Annotated in this window: 13 protein-coding genes; 5 read left to right on the forward strand and 8 right to left on the reverse strand. The window is 43.9% G+C overall.

The features are described from left to right. Window positions 1-9: 9 nt before the first annotated feature. Window positions 10-2,499, reverse strand: coding sequence for a bifunctional diguanylate cyclase/phosphodiesterase (locus tag FIV04_RS21675; protein ID WP_152470500.1), 2,490 nt, complete (start codon window positions 2,497-2,499; stop codon window positions 10-12). Next, complete coding sequence (locus tag FIV04_RS21680) at window positions 2,499-3,611, reverse strand: substrate-binding domain-containing protein (RefSeq protein WP_152470501.1); 1,113 nt, start codon at window positions 3,609-3,611, stop codon at window positions 2,499-2,501. Before FIV04_RS21680 ends, FIV04_RS21675 begins: the two co-directional genes overlap by 1 nt. 81 nt (window positions 3,612-3,692) lie before the next feature. On the opposite strand from FIV04_RS21680, the gene FIV04_RS21685 reads away from it, so the two are divergent. Then, the gene (locus FIV04_RS21685; RefSeq protein ID WP_152470502.1) at window positions 3,693-4,787 is read left to right on the forward strand and encodes a substrate-binding domain-containing protein; all 1,095 of its coding nucleotides are present in this window, start codon (window positions 3,693-3,695) and stop codon (window positions 4,785-4,787) included. Window positions 4,788-4,903: 116 nt separating this feature from the next. Here FIV04_RS21685 and FIV04_RS21690 read toward each other — a convergent pair whose 3' ends face one another. Together FIV04_RS21690 and FIV04_RS21695 are read right to left on the reverse strand one after the other, a co-directional pair. After that, entirely contained in the window at window positions 4,904-6,589 is a 1,686-nt protein-coding gene (locus tag FIV04_RS21690; protein ID WP_152470503.1) for an alkaline phosphatase family protein, read from the reverse strand. 133 nt (window positions 6,590-6,722) lie between these two features. Further along, on the reverse strand, window positions 6,723-7,508 hold the full coding sequence (locus FIV04_RS21695; protein WP_152470691.1) for an SUMF1/EgtB/PvdO family nonheme iron enzyme: 786 nt from the start codon (window positions 7,506-7,508) through the stop codon (window positions 6,723-6,725). A 137-nt stretch (window positions 7,509-7,645) separates the two neighbouring features. Here FIV04_RS21695 and FIV04_RS21700 point away from each other — a divergent pair, with 137 nt between their 5' ends. After that, the gene (locus tag FIV04_RS21700) at window positions 7,646-8,968 is read left to right on the forward strand and encodes an anaerobic sulfatase maturase (RefSeq protein ID WP_152470504.1); all 1,323 of its coding nucleotides are present in this window, start codon (window positions 7,646-7,648) and stop codon (window positions 8,966-8,968) included. 19 nt (window positions 8,969-8,987) lie between these two features. After that, entirely contained in the window at window positions 8,988-10,043 is a 1,056-nt protein-coding gene (locus tag FIV04_RS21705) for a HEAT repeat domain-containing protein (RefSeq protein WP_152470692.1), read from the forward strand. 55 nt (window positions 10,044-10,098) lie between these two features. Here the strand turns inward: FIV04_RS21705 and FIV04_RS21710 are convergent, their stop codons facing one another. The 4 genes from FIV04_RS21710 to FIV04_RS21725 form a co-directional block, all read right to left on the reverse strand. Further along, a complete protein-coding gene (locus FIV04_RS21710; protein ID WP_152470505.1) occupies window positions 10,099-11,148 on the reverse strand; it encodes a porin in 1,050 nt (349 codons plus the stop codon). Window positions 11,149-11,150: 2 nt separating this feature from the next. Beyond that, the gene (locus FIV04_RS21715) at window positions 11,151-11,627 is read right to left on the reverse strand and encodes a hypothetical protein (protein WP_152470506.1); all 477 of its coding nucleotides are present in this window, start codon (window positions 11,625-11,627) and stop codon (window positions 11,151-11,153) included. A 9-nt stretch (window positions 11,628-11,636) separates the two neighbouring features. After that, window positions 11,637-14,942, reverse strand: coding sequence for a response regulator (locus tag FIV04_RS21720; protein WP_152470507.1), 3,306 nt, complete (start codon window positions 14,940-14,942; stop codon window positions 11,637-11,639). Between the two features lie 116 nt (window positions 14,943-15,058). Then, entirely contained in the window at window positions 15,059-16,492 is a 1,434-nt protein-coding gene (locus FIV04_RS21725) for a DUF3131 domain-containing protein (protein WP_152470508.1), read from the reverse strand. 193 nt (window positions 16,493-16,685) lie between these two features. Here FIV04_RS21725 and FIV04_RS21730 point away from each other — a divergent pair, with 193 nt between their 5' ends. Together FIV04_RS21730 and FIV04_RS21735 are read left to right on the forward strand one after the other, a co-directional pair. Then, window positions 16,686-17,321, forward strand: coding sequence for a hypothetical protein (locus FIV04_RS21730; protein ID WP_152470509.1), 636 nt, complete (start codon window positions 16,686-16,688; stop codon window positions 17,319-17,321). A gap of 190 nt (window positions 17,322-17,511) precedes the next feature. Then, the gene (locus FIV04_RS21735) at window positions 17,512-19,218 is read left to right on the forward strand and encodes a type I secretion system permease/ATPase (protein WP_150869494.1); all 1,707 of its coding nucleotides are present in this window, start codon (window positions 17,512-17,514) and stop codon (window positions 19,216-19,218) included. Window positions 19,219-19,225 lie beyond the last annotated feature (7 nt).

Consider the following 19,225-nt stretch of genomic DNA (forward strand, 5'->3'; position numbering starts at 1 on the left):
GAGGTTACGTTAGACTTGCTCTAACGAAACCTGCTTAGGAACCAGTTCTCGGTTTTGAAGGAAGTAAGTTAGCCAATCATCAACAGGCAGTGGGCGTGCAAAGAAGTAACCTTGCGCGTATTTACAGCCGATTTGGCGCAGTGTACGCACATGGCACTGTGTTTCTAAGCCTTCTGCAATTACCGAGAAATTCAGTATTTGCGCTAGTTTGAGAATGGCGCACGTAATTTCATAATCAACTTTCGACGAGTTGATGTCCTCAACAAAGCTTCGGTCGAGCTTAACGCAATCCGCAGATAGGTTTTTCAATACCGATAGCGATGAATATCCGGTACCAAAGTCATCAATGGCGATCTTGTAACCTTTGGAGTGCAGCAGCTCTATCGTTCTTGAACAGGTTTCGAAATCACGCATCATGTCACGCTCAGTTATTTCTAGTAACAACTGATGAGGCTTACAGTCCGTTTGATCAAGGATCTCTTGCAACTGTTCTGCAAGGTCTGTTCTATAGAACATTCTCGCAGAGAAGTTGATTGAGAAAGTGACACCTTCAAGGTCAATGCCGTCACGTTGCCATTCAGTAATCAGGCACGCTACTTTCTTGAACACCCATTTATCAATATCGATAATCAGGTCGCTCTTTTCGGCAACTTCTAGGAAATCAACCGGCGGAAGCAAACCAAGCTTCGGGTGCTGCCAACGAACCAATGCCTCGGCACCAATAATCTCTTGAGTATTAAGGTCGACTTTAGGTTGGAAGAATACTTCCAGTTCGTCATTAGCGATCGCATGGCGTAGACCCATATTGGTTTCGATAAGGTCGTGAGCTTCGTGGGTCATTTTATCTGCATAGACTCGGTATTGATCTCGACCATTTCGTTTCGCGTGATACATTGCAGTATCTGCGTTTCGAATTAGGGTTTCGCGATCAGCACCGTGAGTAGGGTACTCACACACACCAATACTTGCAGAAACGAAGATAGAGTTGCTACCGATGTAATATGGTCGTCTCAATGCATGATTGAGACGCTTAGCGATCGATTCGCTCTCTTCTAATCTCATGTTCGGATACACGACCAAGAACTCATCTCCGCCCATTCGAGCAACGAAGCCTTGATCGCCAACGATGTTGGTTAAAATGTCTGAAACACTCACTAATAAGTTGTCACCGGGTGCATGACCGAGTGAATCATTAATGGTTTTGAACTCATCGATATCAAGATAAAACAGCAAGAAAGGCGAATTGTTATCGATGGACTGCTGAATCTCTCTATCTAAAAGCTTGGTTGCCAACAAACGGTTTGCTAAGCAAGTTAGTGGATCGTGGTGTGCGAGAAAGTCGAAGTTCTTTTTCTCTTCTGTTAGGTCTAAATAAGCCTCTGACAGACGCAACGACATATCGTTGTAAGCTTTCTCAAGGTGTGACCATTCATCGGTACGCCCCAAGTTAATTGGCTTTCTGAGGCTTTCCGATTCAAGACGATCAAAGCCTTGTTTTAAGGCATTCAATGGTTGTCTGATGTGATGTCTGACAACGTAGTTTACCAATAACATGGATAGCAAGACCGCAAATAGACTGATGATAATCGCGTTGAACCTTGAATTTGCGATCTCTTTTTCTAACTTGTCGGTCAATGCTAAGGCTTGCCCTTGAACACGTGACTCCGTGTTTTCTACCATGTCTAGCAGATCACTTTGAGCTTCCAGTAGAGAAGCCATCACTATCCAGCGTTGCTCTAAGTTAGCTCTAATGCGTTTAAGAGCTGCGTTATACCGTTTTACGGTTTTGCTTATTTTCTCTTTTTCTGCGATGACAGCAGCTGTTTTGATATCAACGTTTTCTAAGTGAAGTAGAAAGATATCGAGCTCTTTTTCGACGGCAATGATCAGCACCTTTTCTGTTTCTGGCGTGATACGGCTATGGATGTCGCCAATCATTTTTCCTGATGTTAGAAAAGACTCTCTTAACATGTTGAACAGGTCGAGTTCATTGTCGTAGTTGATCAAGTTAGGTTGCTCTATGAGCCTAAGTCGACTGTCTGCTATCGCGAATTCGAGCTGATCAAGTTGCTCAGATAAAGTGACATCAATTTGATTGGTCTGTTTAAGGATTCTATTGAGCGCCAGCGAGCTGCCTAGAAAACGGTGAAAATTATCAATGAAAGCGTCAATTTTTTGAGAAAAGCCTTCATTGGTCGATAAATCTCTAAGCTTCTGTAGTTGTAAATCAACATTGAACGCCTCTTCTGAAAGCGTGCTTTCACTAAATAAAAAGGTCTGTTCGAGCAATTTCACTCTTGAAGTTAGCGCGAATACACGACGGCTTATTTCCGAGTTAACAATGAGCTCTGAAACATGCGTTGAAGTTTCTGTTTTCAATGTCGACTCAACGTAGTAGAGCGATCGAATCACAACGATCACCGCTAAACTTACAATCAGCAGCGATACAAGGTTGGACAAGATGAGTCTTTGAGTGATGTTTATCTGATGTAATTTCATTAACGCTTCCAAATCTTCAGATAGGCTTCACGGTAGCCGTTTTGAGGGTCGTAGACCCCTTTATCTTCTTGGCCGATAAGTTCGTCAACATTGTCTGGGGTGACGAGGTGCACTGGGGCTGAATACCCACTTGGTGGCATGCCATTGAATGCGCGATTTAGCTCATCAACTATCTGCCAACCCTGTAAATATAAAGGCTCAGGAACCGTGGCCAGTTGGAATTGACCACTGTTAATACGTTTGTATGCCGCTTTACTGCCATCACCAGCAGAAATGTTATTCGGGATGACTCTTAGTTGTTCGACGTTGGTCTCTAAAGAAGGGATCGCATAATCAATGTAAAGGTCATTAATTGCTAAAAGGTGAGTGATTTCTTGACCGTACTTCTTATCGAGAGTTTGTAGCGTAGCAGGCATCTGCTCCGCAATTTTGTCTAGCGGCAAATAGTGAAGTTCAAGAACATCACATGTTGTACAACGCTTAATTGTGTCGACCATCGCATTAGCTTTGATCATCGCAATCTCATAGTTAGGGTCGGTAAAGACCACTGTTTTAGCTTGGCCATTAGAATTGACTATCGCTAAAAGCGCAGCAACCTCTGCAACAGCAAGAGGATCGGTTGTGATGTTGGTATATAGACCGATTTCAGGGTTGCCACCGACAAATTCAGTCGCGTGCCATCCAATAACAACAATGCCTAGGTCCTCAGCTTGTTTGAGAATGTGTTTATGTCGAACTGCATCAATGCCACCTAATACAATCGCGTCGGGTTTGAAGCTGATAGCCTTTCTGATCGCAGCGCCTTGGCGCACTTTTGAGCCTAAGCCGTCAATGAACCTAAGATGCCAATTGATGTTCGAAATGGCTTCAGATATACCGCGACCAACACCATAAACGCCTCCGTTGCGAAGATCAGAGGCAACAAAGATGACATTCTTCTCGTGGCGAATCCTTGGGCCTTGAGTGGGTCCATCCCAATGTTGTTGGCTTGATACTGCTCGTATCACTTTTTCTTTCGCATATTCGAAGAATTGCTGTTCATTGTCTGCCAAACTGGGAGTCACCCAGGTACCAACAAGCAGCCAACTCACAAATATTAACATTTTATTCATGATGTATATAAAAGGCTTTAAACGATAACGGCTATATATTTATAATATTGTCAATAAACATTCAAACTTTTGGTAACATTTATGCCGGGTCAGATTTATAAAAACATTTTATCGGTCTTAATTATTGCTTGTTCTACGCTCTCTTTTTCCATTCAGGCTGACGGGGTTAGGTCTGAATCAGATGTTAAGAAACTTCATAAATTTCAAGAAACTGTCAGTGGAGAACCTGTTGCTTTAGCACCAATGACGCTGGAAAAACCGGTTCGAATTGCATTAATTTACCCAAGTGCGGATATTTCTGACTTTTGGATTCGAAACTACGTGGCATTGAAAGAGCGACTGGTTGCATTGGATCTGCCATTTGAAATCGAGCAATTCACTTCTAAACAGATTGAGCACTCGTTGCAAACTCAATACATCGAGCAAGTTCTGAGCTCTGATACGCCTTATGACTTTGTGATTTTTGGTCCGTCTGAACTAGGTTTTCAAGCCGAGAACATTCAAAAACTGTCTGCATCCGATGAATTCAAAACCTTTATTTGGGCATTCCACACACCAAATGAAAAATGGGAACACCAACCTGACAGTTGGTTCGACTTTTCAAGCGCAATGGGTGCGGAAGTGTTGTGCGATCATGTCGTGAAGGAGCTTGGAGAAGATGTGGAGTTTTCTGCGAATCGAGGAATACCGGGAATTACCGACACGCAGCGTTCTCAAGGTTTTATTGACTGCGTAGAAGAGAAGGGCAATTGGCTGACAGTTTACGAGCACTTTGGTCAATATCAGAAAATTGGTGGTGCCGATGGGATTCGATTAGTACTAGGAAACTTCCCAGAAGTGACCATGGTACATAATGCCAATACCGCAATGACAATCGGGGCGATTGATGCTCTGAATGAAGCTGGAAAATTGCCAAACATCTATCTAACGGGTTGGGGTGGAACAGCCAAAGAGATTGAGAAGATTCGTTCAGACGAGTTGGATGCCACGCCAATGCGTATGAGTGATGATCTCGGTGTTGCGACGGCTGAAGCAATAAAGTTTCACCTCGAAAAGCGTGAGTCAGAGGTGCCACTCATTTATCTAGGGCGTATCACTGTGGTACACAACAAGATGAATGATGACCAGTTAGATAAGTTGACGGAAGAAGCATTTCGCTATTCAGGTAAGCATTAATTCATGGTTGCCAAATAAGAGTTAAACAAAGAGTCGATTATCTATGTGACCTAAACGTCCGCAGATAATCGACTCTTACTTTTGGTTATCAAACTGAGTATTAGCCGTAATACCTACTACTCAGTAACTTCTCGGAGAACTTCTCCTACTGATCCACTCGGTTGAGTAATCCCAAGTTTGTTTGATAGTGTCGGAGCAATGTCGTATGGAGTGATACTACGCGATACTTTCTGACCTTCCACATCGTAACCTGCAAAGATCACCGGCACGTGAGTATCGTAGCGCCAAGGTGAGCCATGAGTAGACGCGATCTGTAACCCTTCCATATCGTTAATATAACTGCGAGGCGCAAACACAATATAGACATCACCAGAGCGTGCCGGGTGATAGTTGTTCTTTATCAGGTTCATGATGTGTGTATCTGGTACGCGATTGGCTGCAATATCAGTGCTCGATACGGCATAAGCCACACCTTCAACTTTCGATACCTCATCCGCTATTGCTGCTTGTACGGCGGCTAAATCTACTTTTTTCTCTTTTAAGAGTTCATGGTTTAGGTACACGTATGGTTGAGCATAGAGACGAATCGCATCTTTACTTAAACCGAACTCATCTTTAAGGCGTTTTTCAACACCCGCTGAAAGAAGAGAGTCTTTATTAAAATACTGCGCTTGGGTAAAGCCGAGTACGTTCGCTGCAGGTGAAGATTCCGGCACCCCGTGGTCTGCCGAGAGTACGATTAGGGTATTTTCCAATCCTACATGGTTATCGATGTTCTTAAATAGCTTCGCAAGCGTCTTGTCTAATCGAATCAGGTTATCCTCGGCTTCTAGACTCTCAGGGCCATAAAGGTGGATAACATAATCGTTTGATGAAAAGCTGACTGATAGGTAATCAGTAGATTTTCCTTGCCCCAGCTTCTCTTGCATCAATAGGGTACTGGCAAAGTTCTCAGTGATCTCATCACCAGCAGGACTGACGGTTAACATCGTGCTGTAGTACTTGTAACTAGCAGGTCCATAAGGATGCGGGAAGGTGCGTTGGAAACCTGCTAACTCTACTTTATGGTCTCGGTTATGCTCTTCTAGGGTGTAAGCCTCTCTAGGTAGCGATAACTCCCACTTCTGCTTGGAGTATTGGCTAGGGATGGCTTTTTCATTCCATCGTTCAACCCAAGCTGGGTACTCATCATAGTAATAATTACTGGTAACAAACTCAGATTGTGCCTTGGAAAACCAAAATGCTTTGCCACTATGGCCAGCGAGAGAAATCGCACCACGGTCTTTAACGGATACTGCAAATATCTTGGACTGACCACTGTTTGAAACAGTCAGCTCGTCACTGAAAGTTGTAGAGAGGATCGGCTCTGGAGAACGCCCATCACCACCTGCCGCTTTTTGCGTTGGGTCGATTTCTGTCGCTTTATCCACGCCAGCGCCAGAGGTCAACATGTTGTAGTTTGAGTCCTCAACGTTGTAGACCAAACGCTCTTGACTGCGGTCGTACCAAACGTTGCCGACCATGCCATGAACGCTAGGCGGAGCGCCTGTTGCTAAAGAGACGTGACCAACAATGGTCTCCGTATTGCCATGTTGGTAATGTGCGTTGGTGTAGTAGGTGCCATCTTCCATTAGGTAGCGAAAGCCACCTTCGCCAAAGTTGTGTTGGTATCTTTCTAGAAGATCCGCACGAAGACCATCTACGGTGATTTGAAGTACTAAATTGGGTTTGTTTTCAGAAGCTAGCGTAGGTAGAGAACAGACAAGCGCTAGGGCGAGTCCAGACAGTTTCGCGTATTGCATAGCATACCCTTGAGAATTGTTATTTTAACTGACGTTGTAAAGATGGTTAAAAGCAGCGGTAAATCAAAGGATCTTCATTGCTTCATAACCATCAGTTATGTCATGACGGATGAGTCACTAGGCTCAAATGAGTTTATTTGTCTTTAACGAGGCGCAGTCCCATGTCAGACATGGTGATTGACTGACTTGCGAAATCGCGTCTGTAGCTTTCCGATTCATCACTGTCGTAGGCAAAACTGCCGCCTCGGACTGACTTGTGTGATAAACCAATGTCGCTGTGTTTAGCATTGTTCGGATTGTCGGAAGGTGCGTATCGGTAATAAGTGTCATCGAACGCATCAATAACAAACTCGCCAACGTTGCCCGTCATGTCATACAAGCCTAGTTCATTCGGCTGCTTTAAGCCTACTGGATGGGCACTATTTTCTGAGTTTTTAGAGTACCAAGCTACGTCGTCTAAGTTATTGGAACCACTATAGATATATCCCTCACTTTTATTACCGCCTTTGGCTGCAAACTCCCATTCTGCTTCCGTTGGTAGGCGGTAATTCTCACCCGTTAATTCGTTGAGTTGGTCAACAAAATAAACGGCTTGTTGCCAGCTTAGATTGTTCACTGGTACTTGTGGGTTAGGGAAGTAGCTCATCGATGAACCCATTACAGATTCAAAGATCTCTTGGGTCACCTCAAACTTAGAAATATAGAAGCTGTTTACAGTCACTTCACGTGCGGGTGTCTCTGCTTTTTTTGCTGAGTTTGCGTCGGAACCCATGCTAAAGCTGCCGCCTTCGACGAGTACCATGTCTTGATTGATACGTTGGGCAATAGGGTGCTCAGGTGTTGTCGCACAACCTGAAACCATCAAAGTAAGTAATATGCTGCCAGCAGTCGTTAAGTGTTTGTAATTCAAGCTCTTCATTAGGAAGCCTCTATCGAATGGGAGTGGCGCAATTTTACCCATTTCGGCTATTCCAATTGGTTATAAAGGGTATAACAAGCTACTGATAGCAAGGCGTTTTATGATGAGTGCAGACACTAAAAATAGGTACATGAATCATGCATATTACTCAAGGTCCTCAATATAACGGTAAGGCTTCAAAACGATTACACGTTATGGCGAAACCAATCGGTGCGGCATGCAACATCGATTGCACGTACTGTTATTACCTAAGTAAGCAGGATTTATTGGAGTACAAGAAAGGTTGTTCTCCAAAGATGAACGATGAAACACTAGAAACCTATATTCGCCAATATATTGAAGGCCAAAACACACCTGAGATTATTTTCTCGTGGCAAGGCGGTGAGCCAACCATGCTCGGTCTTGAGTACTTTCAAAAGATTGTAGAGCTACAAAAAAAGTACCAACCGAAAGGCGTAATGATATCTAACGACCTCCAAACCAATGGCACTTTGTTGAATGATGAGTGGTGCCAGTTCTTAGCTGAGAACAACTTCCTAATTGGTTTGAGCATTGACGGTCCAGAATTGCTACACAATACCTATCGAACCAATAAAGCGGGGCGCGGCACCTTTAAGCAGGTGATGGCGGCAGTCGACCTGCTACATAAACACCAAGTGAAATTCGCGACACTAACCTGCGTGAATAATCTTACTAGCCAGAACCCGCTAGAAGTGTACCGATTCTTGCGCGATGTCGTTAAATCGCCACAGATGCAGTTTATTCCTATCGTAGAGCAGAAGACGTTCCGTACTGTCGCACCTCAAACGTCTGAGTTCGATGCCCAGCTTGTGCAAGGCGATAAGCGACTTATTCCTGGGCACAAAGACTCGGTGATGGAGTCGTGGTGTGTCTCTGATTTAGCGTGGGGTAACTTCCTCATCACCGTGTTCGATGAATGGGCAAGAAACGATATTGGTAAAGTCTTCGTGCAGTATTTTGAGGCGAGCGTCGAAACTTGGATGGGGCGTCCAAATCCGTTATGTACTCTAAATGAGCTATGTGGCAAAGGTCTGGCTATGGAGCCAAATGGTGATGTGTTTGCTTGTGACCATTATGTGTACCCAGAATACAAAGTGGGTAACATCCACCATCAGAAACTGGATCAAATGGCGTACAGCCCATCTCAACAAACATTTGGTTTTGCTAAATCGAAAACTCTGACAAGCCAATGTCAACAGTGTGATTATAAGTTTGCTTGTCATGGTGAGTGTCCAAAAAACCGTTTCATAAAAACTCGTGATGGAGAATCAGGCTTAAATTATCTTTGTGCCGGGTGGCATAAGTTCTTTTCTCATGTTGATAAGTCGATGGCTTATATTCTGCGAGCGATGGGACATCCCGTAGCACACGGAAAATATAGCGATGCAGTATTGATTGCAAAACGTCGTCAGCAACCGACATTCGAAACTAAGTTTTAATTGGAACGAGGCACTTATGATGATTAAAAGAAGTTTAGCGACCATGATTGCTTTAATGCTTTCAACGTCAGGTTTTGCAGCGAGCAATGACTTAAGTCCCGCTCAAAGTGGCTCGGTTTTACAAACACCAGCAGAGCAACATGTCGAAGGGGAGCTTTCTAGTGATCCACAGCAACGAATTCAACAGCTTTCGTACATGGCGCAAGACCAATCACAATCAATACAGAATCGCACGGGCGCACTGCGAGCGTTAGGCGCCTATCCAAGCCAAAATGCGCTTGTCGCGGTCGCGCGAGGATTGAAAGATTCAAACTCTGAAGTGCGAGAAGCGGCAGTGATTGGTGCTGCGCCATATCCTTTCGAACATCGTTGGACACTCGTATCACCGTTACTCAATGATGAATCAGAAATGGTTAAACACAGCGCCGCATCAAACCTCGTCCGTGATTACGGTGCGATGAATGCAGACCAGAAAGCGCAATTGGATGAGCCGGTAACATCCTTGATTAAATTTTTGGAACAACAGCAGACTCAAGAGTATCAGTTGTTACTCGCTGATGTGCTTCGTTGGTACGCGCATCCAGATAAGGCAAAGACCATCTACCTTGAACTTGTGAAAACACGATCTGAAGATCCACAAGTATGGTTAAGCTTTGCAGATAACTACCGAGCTCAAGGGAAAGACAAAGAAGCAGTGAGCATACTGGATCGTGGCCTTGAAAAAATGCCTGACAACGCAGCTCTGCACTATTCAAAATCGCTCACTCTAGTGCGTTTAGAAGATAAAAGCGCAGCGGCTGCTGAAATAGAGAAAGCAGCACACCTAGCAAAAGATAACAGTTATTACTGGTACCTTAATGGTGTTCTACAAGAGCCTCTAAGCATAGATAAATCGACAGAATCATTCGAGAAGGCATACATGATTTCTGGTGCGCCAGAGCAGTTGTATGCGGTGTGTGACATTTATGTGCGATACGGACATCAGAAGAGTGATGAGTGTTTGTCTGAGTTAGGGAAGGTCGCTCCAGATTATGTGATTAAACAACTGGAAGAGAAGCGAGTTAATCCTAGTTAGTAAGCAAAAGAGCTCAACCAAGTTGAGCTCTTTTGGTATCTGTCGATGAGATAGTCTAGAAAACGAAATTAAGCATGATGGTGTAGAGCATCGCATTATCGTCAGTCGGGCTATCGATAAAGGATCCGGTACCTCGGCGTGCCTCAAAGTATTGTACTTCACCGTTTAGCGATATGTTTGGTAGCACATCGTAGTCCACGCCTATGGTATAGCTATTTCCAGACAAGTGTTCATGGTCATTAAACTGTGCACCATAGACCGCATAAGGGGTAAACAAGCCTAAGTGGTAGCCAAAACTGGTATAGAATGACGACGAAAAGTCATTGGTTTGTGCTTCTGCTGCAACGACGGCACTACCAAATTCATATTCTGTACCTAGCGACCACATCTGAATGTGTTGATTATCCATTGTAGGTATAGGTGGTGCGCCAGGAATCGTCAGTTTCTGATCGAAGTTAGAATCAAGGAATGCGGCGTTCCAACGGTAATTATCACCACTAATCACCATGTTGACGCCAAACATCCGATTAGTCGTAAATTTAATGTCGGTTACACTGTCAAACTCAACCTCGTTTTCATCATTGATCCCGTAAAACGGGGTTAACTGTAGGTTAGCTTCATCGGTCAACTCATAGTTCCAAGAGACCTTCGCACCGTTAAAGGCAGTGATACCGAGAATACTGTTGTAAACCTCTGTAGGTGGCCTTGCTGTCATATAAGCTTGGCCGACATAATAGTATTCCGATGCAAGAAAAAGGGGCAAGCGAAGGCGGCCAACACTGAAGTCAAAGTCGTTGTATTCGTAGCCGATGTAAGCCCATTCCAATGCTGGGTCATTCCAATCGTCCTGAGGTCTTTTCACTACTTGAACCGATGCTCTCAACGCACTGAGGTAGTAGTCGAGTTGTAGACCAAATGTGGTGTCACAGTCGTAGCAGTTCTCGTCTTTAAAGCCGCGATTGATCATTAAAAGCGTATCGTTATCCGACCTTGCCCATGATGTAGAACCAAAGCCGCTTAAAGATAAGCTGTCTGTGAGCTCAATGACTGCAAAAGCTGGAGAGGCGAGAGCACAACCTAATACTGACGTTACAATTCTTTTCATCGTTATTTCTCCGCGCTAATTACATAGAGCACATTGGCATCTTGAGGGATAGAATCTAATGGTGCGTAGCCGATACGGTTAGGTTTATCATTTAGCCAATTAATCAGATTCTCTGGGTTTGGGGCTTTAATCTCTTTTGGATGTCTTGCTTTCCCGGAGAACGAGAGACTTGCCCAATGTGCATTCATCTGTGCGGTATTTTTTCCTAGTAGAAGTTGATAGAAATCCTGTCTTTCATCGGTATTGGCAGGCCAATCAGACAGCTCAACTCTTTTACCGTTTAAGCGTTTAGTTTTTCCTCTGTACAGCTTTCTTGCCTTGTTAATTGTTATCTCTTGAAACTCGGAGTCGAGAGAAAAGATAGCGTATTCGCCAACCGCATGAGCGGGGTTAATCAGTAGGAGGCAACCAAATAACCCAAGAGCCACAGGTTTTACGGCTTGGCGTTGTAATTGAATTAGTGTATTTCTCCAGTTCATTGGGTTCTCCTAGCTCGTAGCACTTTCAATCTGGTGGAACAATTTATCCTTTCGAACTGGTTTGGCTACGTAGCCATCCATACCTGAGTCGTAACACTTTTGGATATCGTCATCGATGACACTTGCCGTCAATGCGATGATTGGCGTTTTATTGAGACCGAAACTTTGTTCATGTTCTCGAATTTCTCGAGTTGCGGTGAAACCATCTTTTACTGGCATCATACAATCCATCAAAATTACGTCGTAGCTATTGTCTTTACGGTACATGTCGACCGCTATTTGCCCATTGTCTGCGATCTCGTAAGCATAACCGGCCTTTTTGAGCATCACCGATGCTACTTTCTGATTTACGCGATTATCTTCAACTAACAGAATTCTTTCTGATTTGGCGACAATGTTCTCTACCTCTTCTTTTGGTGTAAACGTTGGCTGTGGTGTTGAAGCGTTTGGTGTTGAAGTGATTGGCGCTGAAGTTTGAGCCGCTGGTTGCACATGCTCTTTTGTCTCCGATTCTTTGGCACTATTGATTGGTGTTACCGTCGCACTATTTGTTTCAGATTGGAGTTGCTGCGTTAGTGGGATAGGAGCACTTGCCTCAACGGCAGAGATGACCTTCTCTTTTAACATCTCGAATTTAAACGGCTTAGGGATGTAATCATCCATACCGACGTCGAAACATCTTTGGATGTCATCATCAATAACACTGGCGGTGAGTGCGATGATAGGTATACGGCGGGGAGAGTTAATCTCTTGTTCGATTCTGCGTATATTTGCGGTTGCTTCAAAGCCATCCATAACCGGCATCATACAGTCCATTAAAATAGCGGCGTAATGAGGGTTCGCTGTGTACATATCCACTGCTTCTTGCCCGTTACTGGCAAACTTGAAGGTGTAGCCACTTTTACCAACGTGTAAACCTGCGATCTTTTGATTTATCTTGTTGTCTTCAACGATCAAGATCACCTGTGACGCACACTGTTTCAAAGTTTGGTTCTCAGAACGCTCAGCTTGTCCTTGGCTATCACAATGCTCAAGTGCTTTTATGAATCTCAAACCAAGTAGCGGTTGTGATACTTGGGCTGTGATACTTGGGCCTAGATCGACGGGGTCACTCAAGAAGGAACGAATTAGACAAACCTTCACACCTTGTCCACTGGCATCATCTAAGATCGCTTTATGATCACTTGCTTGCAGTTGTTCGTCTTCAGCGAAGATGACGGTTGTTGGCTTAGCTTTATCGACAGTCTCCAGTAGAGCAGGGAGTTCGCTTGCTGCGTTTGAAGCTTTGGATAGCGTGAGTGAATAAAACTCTAAATCTTGCTCGATGCGCTGTGTTAGGTGCTGGTTGTTGCTGATTAAAATAATATTTGAAGTGACAGTACTCGCTTTGGCTTCATTCACATCGACCGGCAACTCAAGGTCAAAGTAGAAGCAACTTCCTTTTCCTTTCACTGAATCTAACTGGATTTTCCCGCCCATTAATTCCACTAACTGAGTACTTATTGCTAGACCGAGCCCCGTACCGCCGAACTGGCGAGTGGTAGAATCATCTTCTTGAGCAAATGGTTCAAATATCTGTTTCTGCTGCTTCTCATCGATACCGATGCCTGTATCTTGTACAGAGAAACGAACCTTAACACTATGAGTATGGCTTTCTTCTGCGTTAGGAGTGTTCTGATTTACAGAGTTAACGTCGCTTAAAGTATTAATCGATAGAGTCACAGCACCTTCAGTGGTAAATTTCACTGCGTTAGACATGAAGTTCATGAGTACTTGTCTTAAACGGTGATCATCAATCATGACACGACTTGGCGTATTTGGGCTGATGTTGACGTTAAGCGCTATTTTTTGCTCTTTAGCCTTTGGCGCGACAATTGAGGCAATATCATAAATCGATTCACGGATTGAGGCAGAATGAGGGCTTATTAGTAGCATACCAGACTCAATTTTCGAGAAGTCGAGGATGTCATTAATGAGACTTAGCAGTAGGTGCGACGATGTATCAATGGTATCAACATAATCTCGCTGCGTTGGTGTGAGTTGGGTATCGGATAAAATCTCAGAAATACCAATAACCCCATTGAGTGGCGTTCGGATTTCGTGAGACATATTCGCCAAAAAGCTACTTTTGGCTTTACTCGCCTGAATCGCATTGTCTTTCGCTTTCTCTGCATCTTCTTTGGCTAATGTTAGGCGCTCTTTGGCGTGCTCCCTTTCGATGGTTAACCTTTCTACTTGTTGCGCGAAGAGACTCAATTCATCTTTACCTTGAACCAATTTTGACAGCGATGGACGTTGACGTCCGTCTTCACTTTTCAGGAATTTTAAGATTAATCCCAGATTATTCGTCACTTGACGCGCTAGGCTGATCGTGAGCCCCATGACTACAGCGGCGAGCAGAGTAACCAGACCAATAAACAGTGTTCTTTGCATCTCTGCATTACTGATCGCGAGTTCCACTTCGCTTTGGAACTCTTGTTTAATGACGTTTGATAACTCTTGAAGAAGATTCAACCTAGCACTCATCGCAGCTAAACCAGTGTTGATCTCGTCAGATGAAAGTTGGTTTATAGACTCTGCACTGAATAGGGCACTTCTGATCTCTTGGCTTTGAATGAATACCTCATTACGAAACACTTCGACCATCTGAGCAACCTGGTTTTCATTAGCGTTGAGAGTAATAAAGCGCTCCAAAAACAACAGTTGTCTTTCACCGAGTGTTTTTATCTGCTCTGCTAATTCTGGGTCGTACTCTTGTTGGTTTTGGAAAATGTCCAGCAGTGAAGCACTCAACTTAAATTCTTCGTTGGACCAAAACGAGAGCCACTCCAACTGTTGAAGAGCGTTTAAGTGTTGCTGGATTTCGCGTTTAGTGACTTCAAAGGGTACACGTTCGATGGATAGCAGTAGTTGCTTATAGAGGTCACTTTGCCACTCGATGGCGTCTAACTTATCGAAGCTATCGGTTGCTTCCATAGTCGATAATGTTGCTTCGCTAAAGTCAGAAAGCAGCTGGTTTACCTCATTTGATTGTTCACGAAATATGACCGGAGAGAGGGCTTTCAGCTCCTCCTTTGCTTGAGCACTTTGAGAAACAAAACTGGTTGGGTCTGGAGCGAGGGTGCTCCTGTAAAGTATTGATATGTCTTGTAAATAGACCGCTAGCTTATTTGTCCTTTCAAAGTCATGTAACTGCTCAGTCAAGAACAGTGCTTGTCTACCTGCAAGGAACAACAGCAAGGAGATAGGAAGTAGTACTAAGCCGAAGAGTTTATGTTTGACTGACAAATTATTCCATATTGTTTTTGTAGACATATAGGTTCCATCCAACTACGCGCATATACAAACAGTAGGATAAACTGCCCAAATTGGAAATTTTATTTGATGAATTTTGAATGAAGTGTGGAACAGGTAACTATTTGATGGAGGTATTAATTTAGGATTGGAGTACGACCTTTTGACTTGTACCAAAGCCCTACCAAAATGAGGGAGTTAGTGTTGATGTTTAAAGAGGAATTTATCCCGCCATTTGAGTACTTACCTGCTGGTATACTGCGAAACTTTAGACTGCTACCCAGCACCTCTTGGTACAACAAATCGCTAAACTCATCGTCAAACAAGACACTGAAACCGAATCCAACTTTGTTGCTAAGAACTTGTGGGTTTTCAATGGTTTTTCCTGAAGGACTAACGCTTGTCCAAGGCTTTCCGTAATAGTAGATATTGTTGTAAGCAAACCATGGGTTTTTGCTCATTGCGTCTTCTGCGTATGCAGTGATGATTCCGGTTTGTTCCCATTTTTGCTTGTGTAGCTCATAAAAGGGCACCAATTGACTCCAACTCGGGTCACTTTGATACTCTATACTCGCGAGGACATAAGGATCACTGGTTAGGAAAGGGACGTTGCGTGAGTCAATCTGAATATCGATACCTTGAATCTCGATCGTTTCTAGGTAGTCTTCTAGGTCTGGAAAGGGCAACTCATAGCCATACATTTTGAAACCTTCAGCCGCGTACTGAAGATAGCCATTTCTTCCCTCTTGACGGTAGTACTCTCGATTTTTATAGAGTTTGGCCCCAAAGAGTGTGCCGTTGTGTACTGCTCGACTAAGATCCCATCGCGTGACGATTTCCTTTACGCTTGGAGAGAGTTCTGGGTGTTGCTGTTCTAGAATCTTCAACCAAATGAGAAGCCGACCTATATCTAATGCTGACCAGCCGTTGCCGTTACTTTTGCTATCACTCAAGCGGCCCGAGGGAAGCCCAGTTTTTGTACTGTACTCTCGGTTTGGCAAGCTGCCCTTGTAGAGTGGGAAAGAGCTTAAAGTAGCCAGAGTTTTCTCAAGCTCGTAATGCACTTGCTCAGTCTCTTTCATGCCTAATGCTTCTAAGGCGAGGGTTGCAGCAATGCCACTCGCTACATCCCACATCGTCGTATGGCTATAGCCTTGGACCGAATTCCACAATCCTGTCTCTTTATGGAAGTTACGTTGGATGTAATGCTCCGCCTTTTTAGCGAGCAAACGTTCATTTCGACTTAATACTATTGGATCGTCGTTTTTTACAATGATTGATTGAAGGTGACCGACATGCACTTCTTCTGGGATGGTGTCCGTTACATTGTTCTCTTTTGCATTTTCAACAATCGGCGGTGCAATCACTCTTCGATAGTACTGTGTTTTAGGCGCAGTAGCAGATTCAACACTTTCACCTTCTTCAGCGGTACTTACACCTCGCTGCCCATAAAAACTAACCTCTTCATCGCCATAGCTAGCGAAAGAGGTAAAAAAGGCCGTAAGACTCAAAAACAGCGTCTTATATTGAGTATGTCTATGAAGAAATTGTGCCAATGCAATCTGACTCATAATGTTTGTCTAACATAATGATAATACAACTTATTGTTTAACAGAGTTTAAATTCCAAAAAATGTGAGAATAGAAGTTGGTGGTAATTTGTACAATTAGCTTGTTGTTGATCGGGATTAGCTGTTAAACTTGAGGCATAACAACGGACAGAACTGGCTAGATGGATTTTGATTTAGTTAGGAATAAGATTGTTATGTTCAAATTTTACGATTTCCTCCGCGAAATAGGCGTTGTTGTCCCAGAACAGCAAGCTTCTCACAATAATTTTTCTGCTGATTATCATTACTCAAGTTCTCGTTATCAAATTGAAGAACCCGCAAAAAAGAGAATTGCAGATTACTTGTCTTCCAATGTACTCAAGCGATTGAATTGTGGTGATGTATCGAATTCTAACGGTGTTATTGCTTTTTCATTTGGTGATAGCGACGACGTCAACCAACTCCTTGCGAAAGAGGTGGAAAGATTCCACCAAGAAAATCCACTTGCTCCGTGTTACGTACAGCAAGAGGTTGCGGCTCATTTAAAAGCAACGCCTCATATGAGTATTGAAAACAGTGCTTATCAAACAACAACGGATGTTGCGAGAGCGGCATTGAACGATATTGGTCTCGCGAAGATCACGGTGATCGCGCAGTCTTGGCATGCACAGCGTTGTATCGAAACTTGTGAATCGCTTGGTTTTGAAGTGGTTGCATTGAGAGTGAGTGATGGATTTCCGGCCAAAGACCCACAGCCTTGGGTGAGGAACCCGATTAACTGGATCATTAAAGAGAGCCATCGAGAAGTCGCGACTGGTTACGAAATCAGTGAGCAGTTTAATCTGGTTTAGTAACGTGATATTGAATTTTAAACATGGGGTTAGCACTAACCTCATGAAATGTTGCAAGTTGTGCTCTAGTGCAAGTTATCGAGGAATTACAAAGAGATAATCACAAATTAATTTATCCTTCTCCTGAAATAAGTCAATTCTTGTCTATACTCACTTTATAATAATATGCAACTAAGTGAGTTGGCTTAATATGGATGATTTGAAACTGAGCCCTTTTCATAGTGTGAAAAGAGAGGCTTGGGCTGCCGTTGGCTTTAGTATGGGCATTAATCTTCTGGTGTTGGCAGTACCAGTCTACAGTTTGCAACTGTTCGATAGAGTGATGAGCAGTGCAAGTATCGAAACCTTGTTTGCTTTGCTCGGCATAACTCTGTTTTTGGTCACTTCTCAATCCGCACTTGAATATATCCGAACTTTGTTAATGCAACGGTCTGCGCTCAAGCTAGACACTCAATTGAGTGGCCAACTGTTGGATCTGAGTATCTCCACTTCTTCTCAAACAAACAGTATAGATAAACAGCCATTGCATGATTTGAGCACGCTGCGTAACTTTTTAGCGTCGCCATCGACTTCTTCAATTCTTGATCTCCCTTTTACTCCGCTGTTCTTGCTACTGCTGTTTTTCCTTCATCCGTACATTGGCATTGTCGCTCTTACAGGTGCGGTGGTTTTTTCTCTACTCACTGTTGTGATGATGTTAGGTGGGCGCAAAGTGAGTGGGGTGGCGCAAGAAGAGACGGGGAAAGTCGCAATGGAACTCAACGACTTTTTACGTAATGCACCAACTCTCAAAGCCATGGGCATGAGTCAAAACATCGGTAAAGTATGGGAAGAGAAGAATCATAAAGTACTAAGCTTGCAATGGCTGGTTAACGCGCGAGTTGGCTTATTGTTGGCTGTGAGTCGTTATTTCAGAACCCTACTACAAGTTGTGGTTTTAACGCTCGGCGTTTATTTGGCGTTACAACAACAAATAGGGTTGGGTGCTGTTATTGCTAGCTCAATCTTAATAGGCCGCGTGTTGAGCCCGTTTGAAAGTGCAGTCAGCGGCTGGAAGTCTTGGTACAGCGCTTATCAATCATGGAGTCGCCTGAAAAAATGCGCCTCTCTTACCAACCCATCGGTTAAAACTCTGCTACCTCAACCTCGAGGAGAGATTCAATTTAACAATGTCTCGCTAAAGTTCCCAGGTGCAAAATCACCGACGTTGCAGGGGATCAACTTTAAGCTGGGAGCGGGACATGCACTTGCGGTTATGGGCAACTCTGGCTCAGGTAAATCATCACTGGCGAGCCTGTTAATGGGTATTCACAAAGCAAGCGTTGGTGAAATCAAGATTGATGGTGCGACCGTTGAGAAGTGGGACCAAAATCAGTTTGGTCAGTATATAGGGTATCTTCCTCAGCACGTCGGATTGCTTGCCGGAACGGTGAAGCAGAATATTTCACGATTCTCTGACTGTAATGACGAAGAAGTCGTTTCTGCAGCAAAACTCGCATGTATACATGAGTTAATCATGGCACTGCCTGATGGGTATGACACCTATATTGGCGAGGGAGGGATTCTACTATCAGGTGGTCAGAAGCAACGTATCGGTCTTGCCCGTGCTATCTATTCGAATCCAAAAGTTCTGGTTCTAGATGAGCCTAATTCGAACCTTGATCCTGAGGGCGAAACGGCGCTCGCTATTGTTCTTCAACACTGCAAAGAGAACAGCATAACTGTGGTGATGATTTCTCATCGTCCGGGTTTCCTACGTCAAATGGATTGGGTAATCAGTCTCAAAGAAGGACGTGTTGAGAAAGCAGGAACGTGTGAGCAGTTCTTGGGGTTGAGAGATGGCGACACTATCAACACCAACAACATCGACCAAGTAAAAGAGCAGCGTAGAGGATAGGGGGCAT

It is taken from the genome of Vibrio sp. THAF190c, from assembly GCF_009363355.1.
Classification (GTDB): Bacteria; Pseudomonadota; Gammaproteobacteria; order Enterobacterales; family Vibrionaceae; genus Vibrio; species Vibrio fortis_A.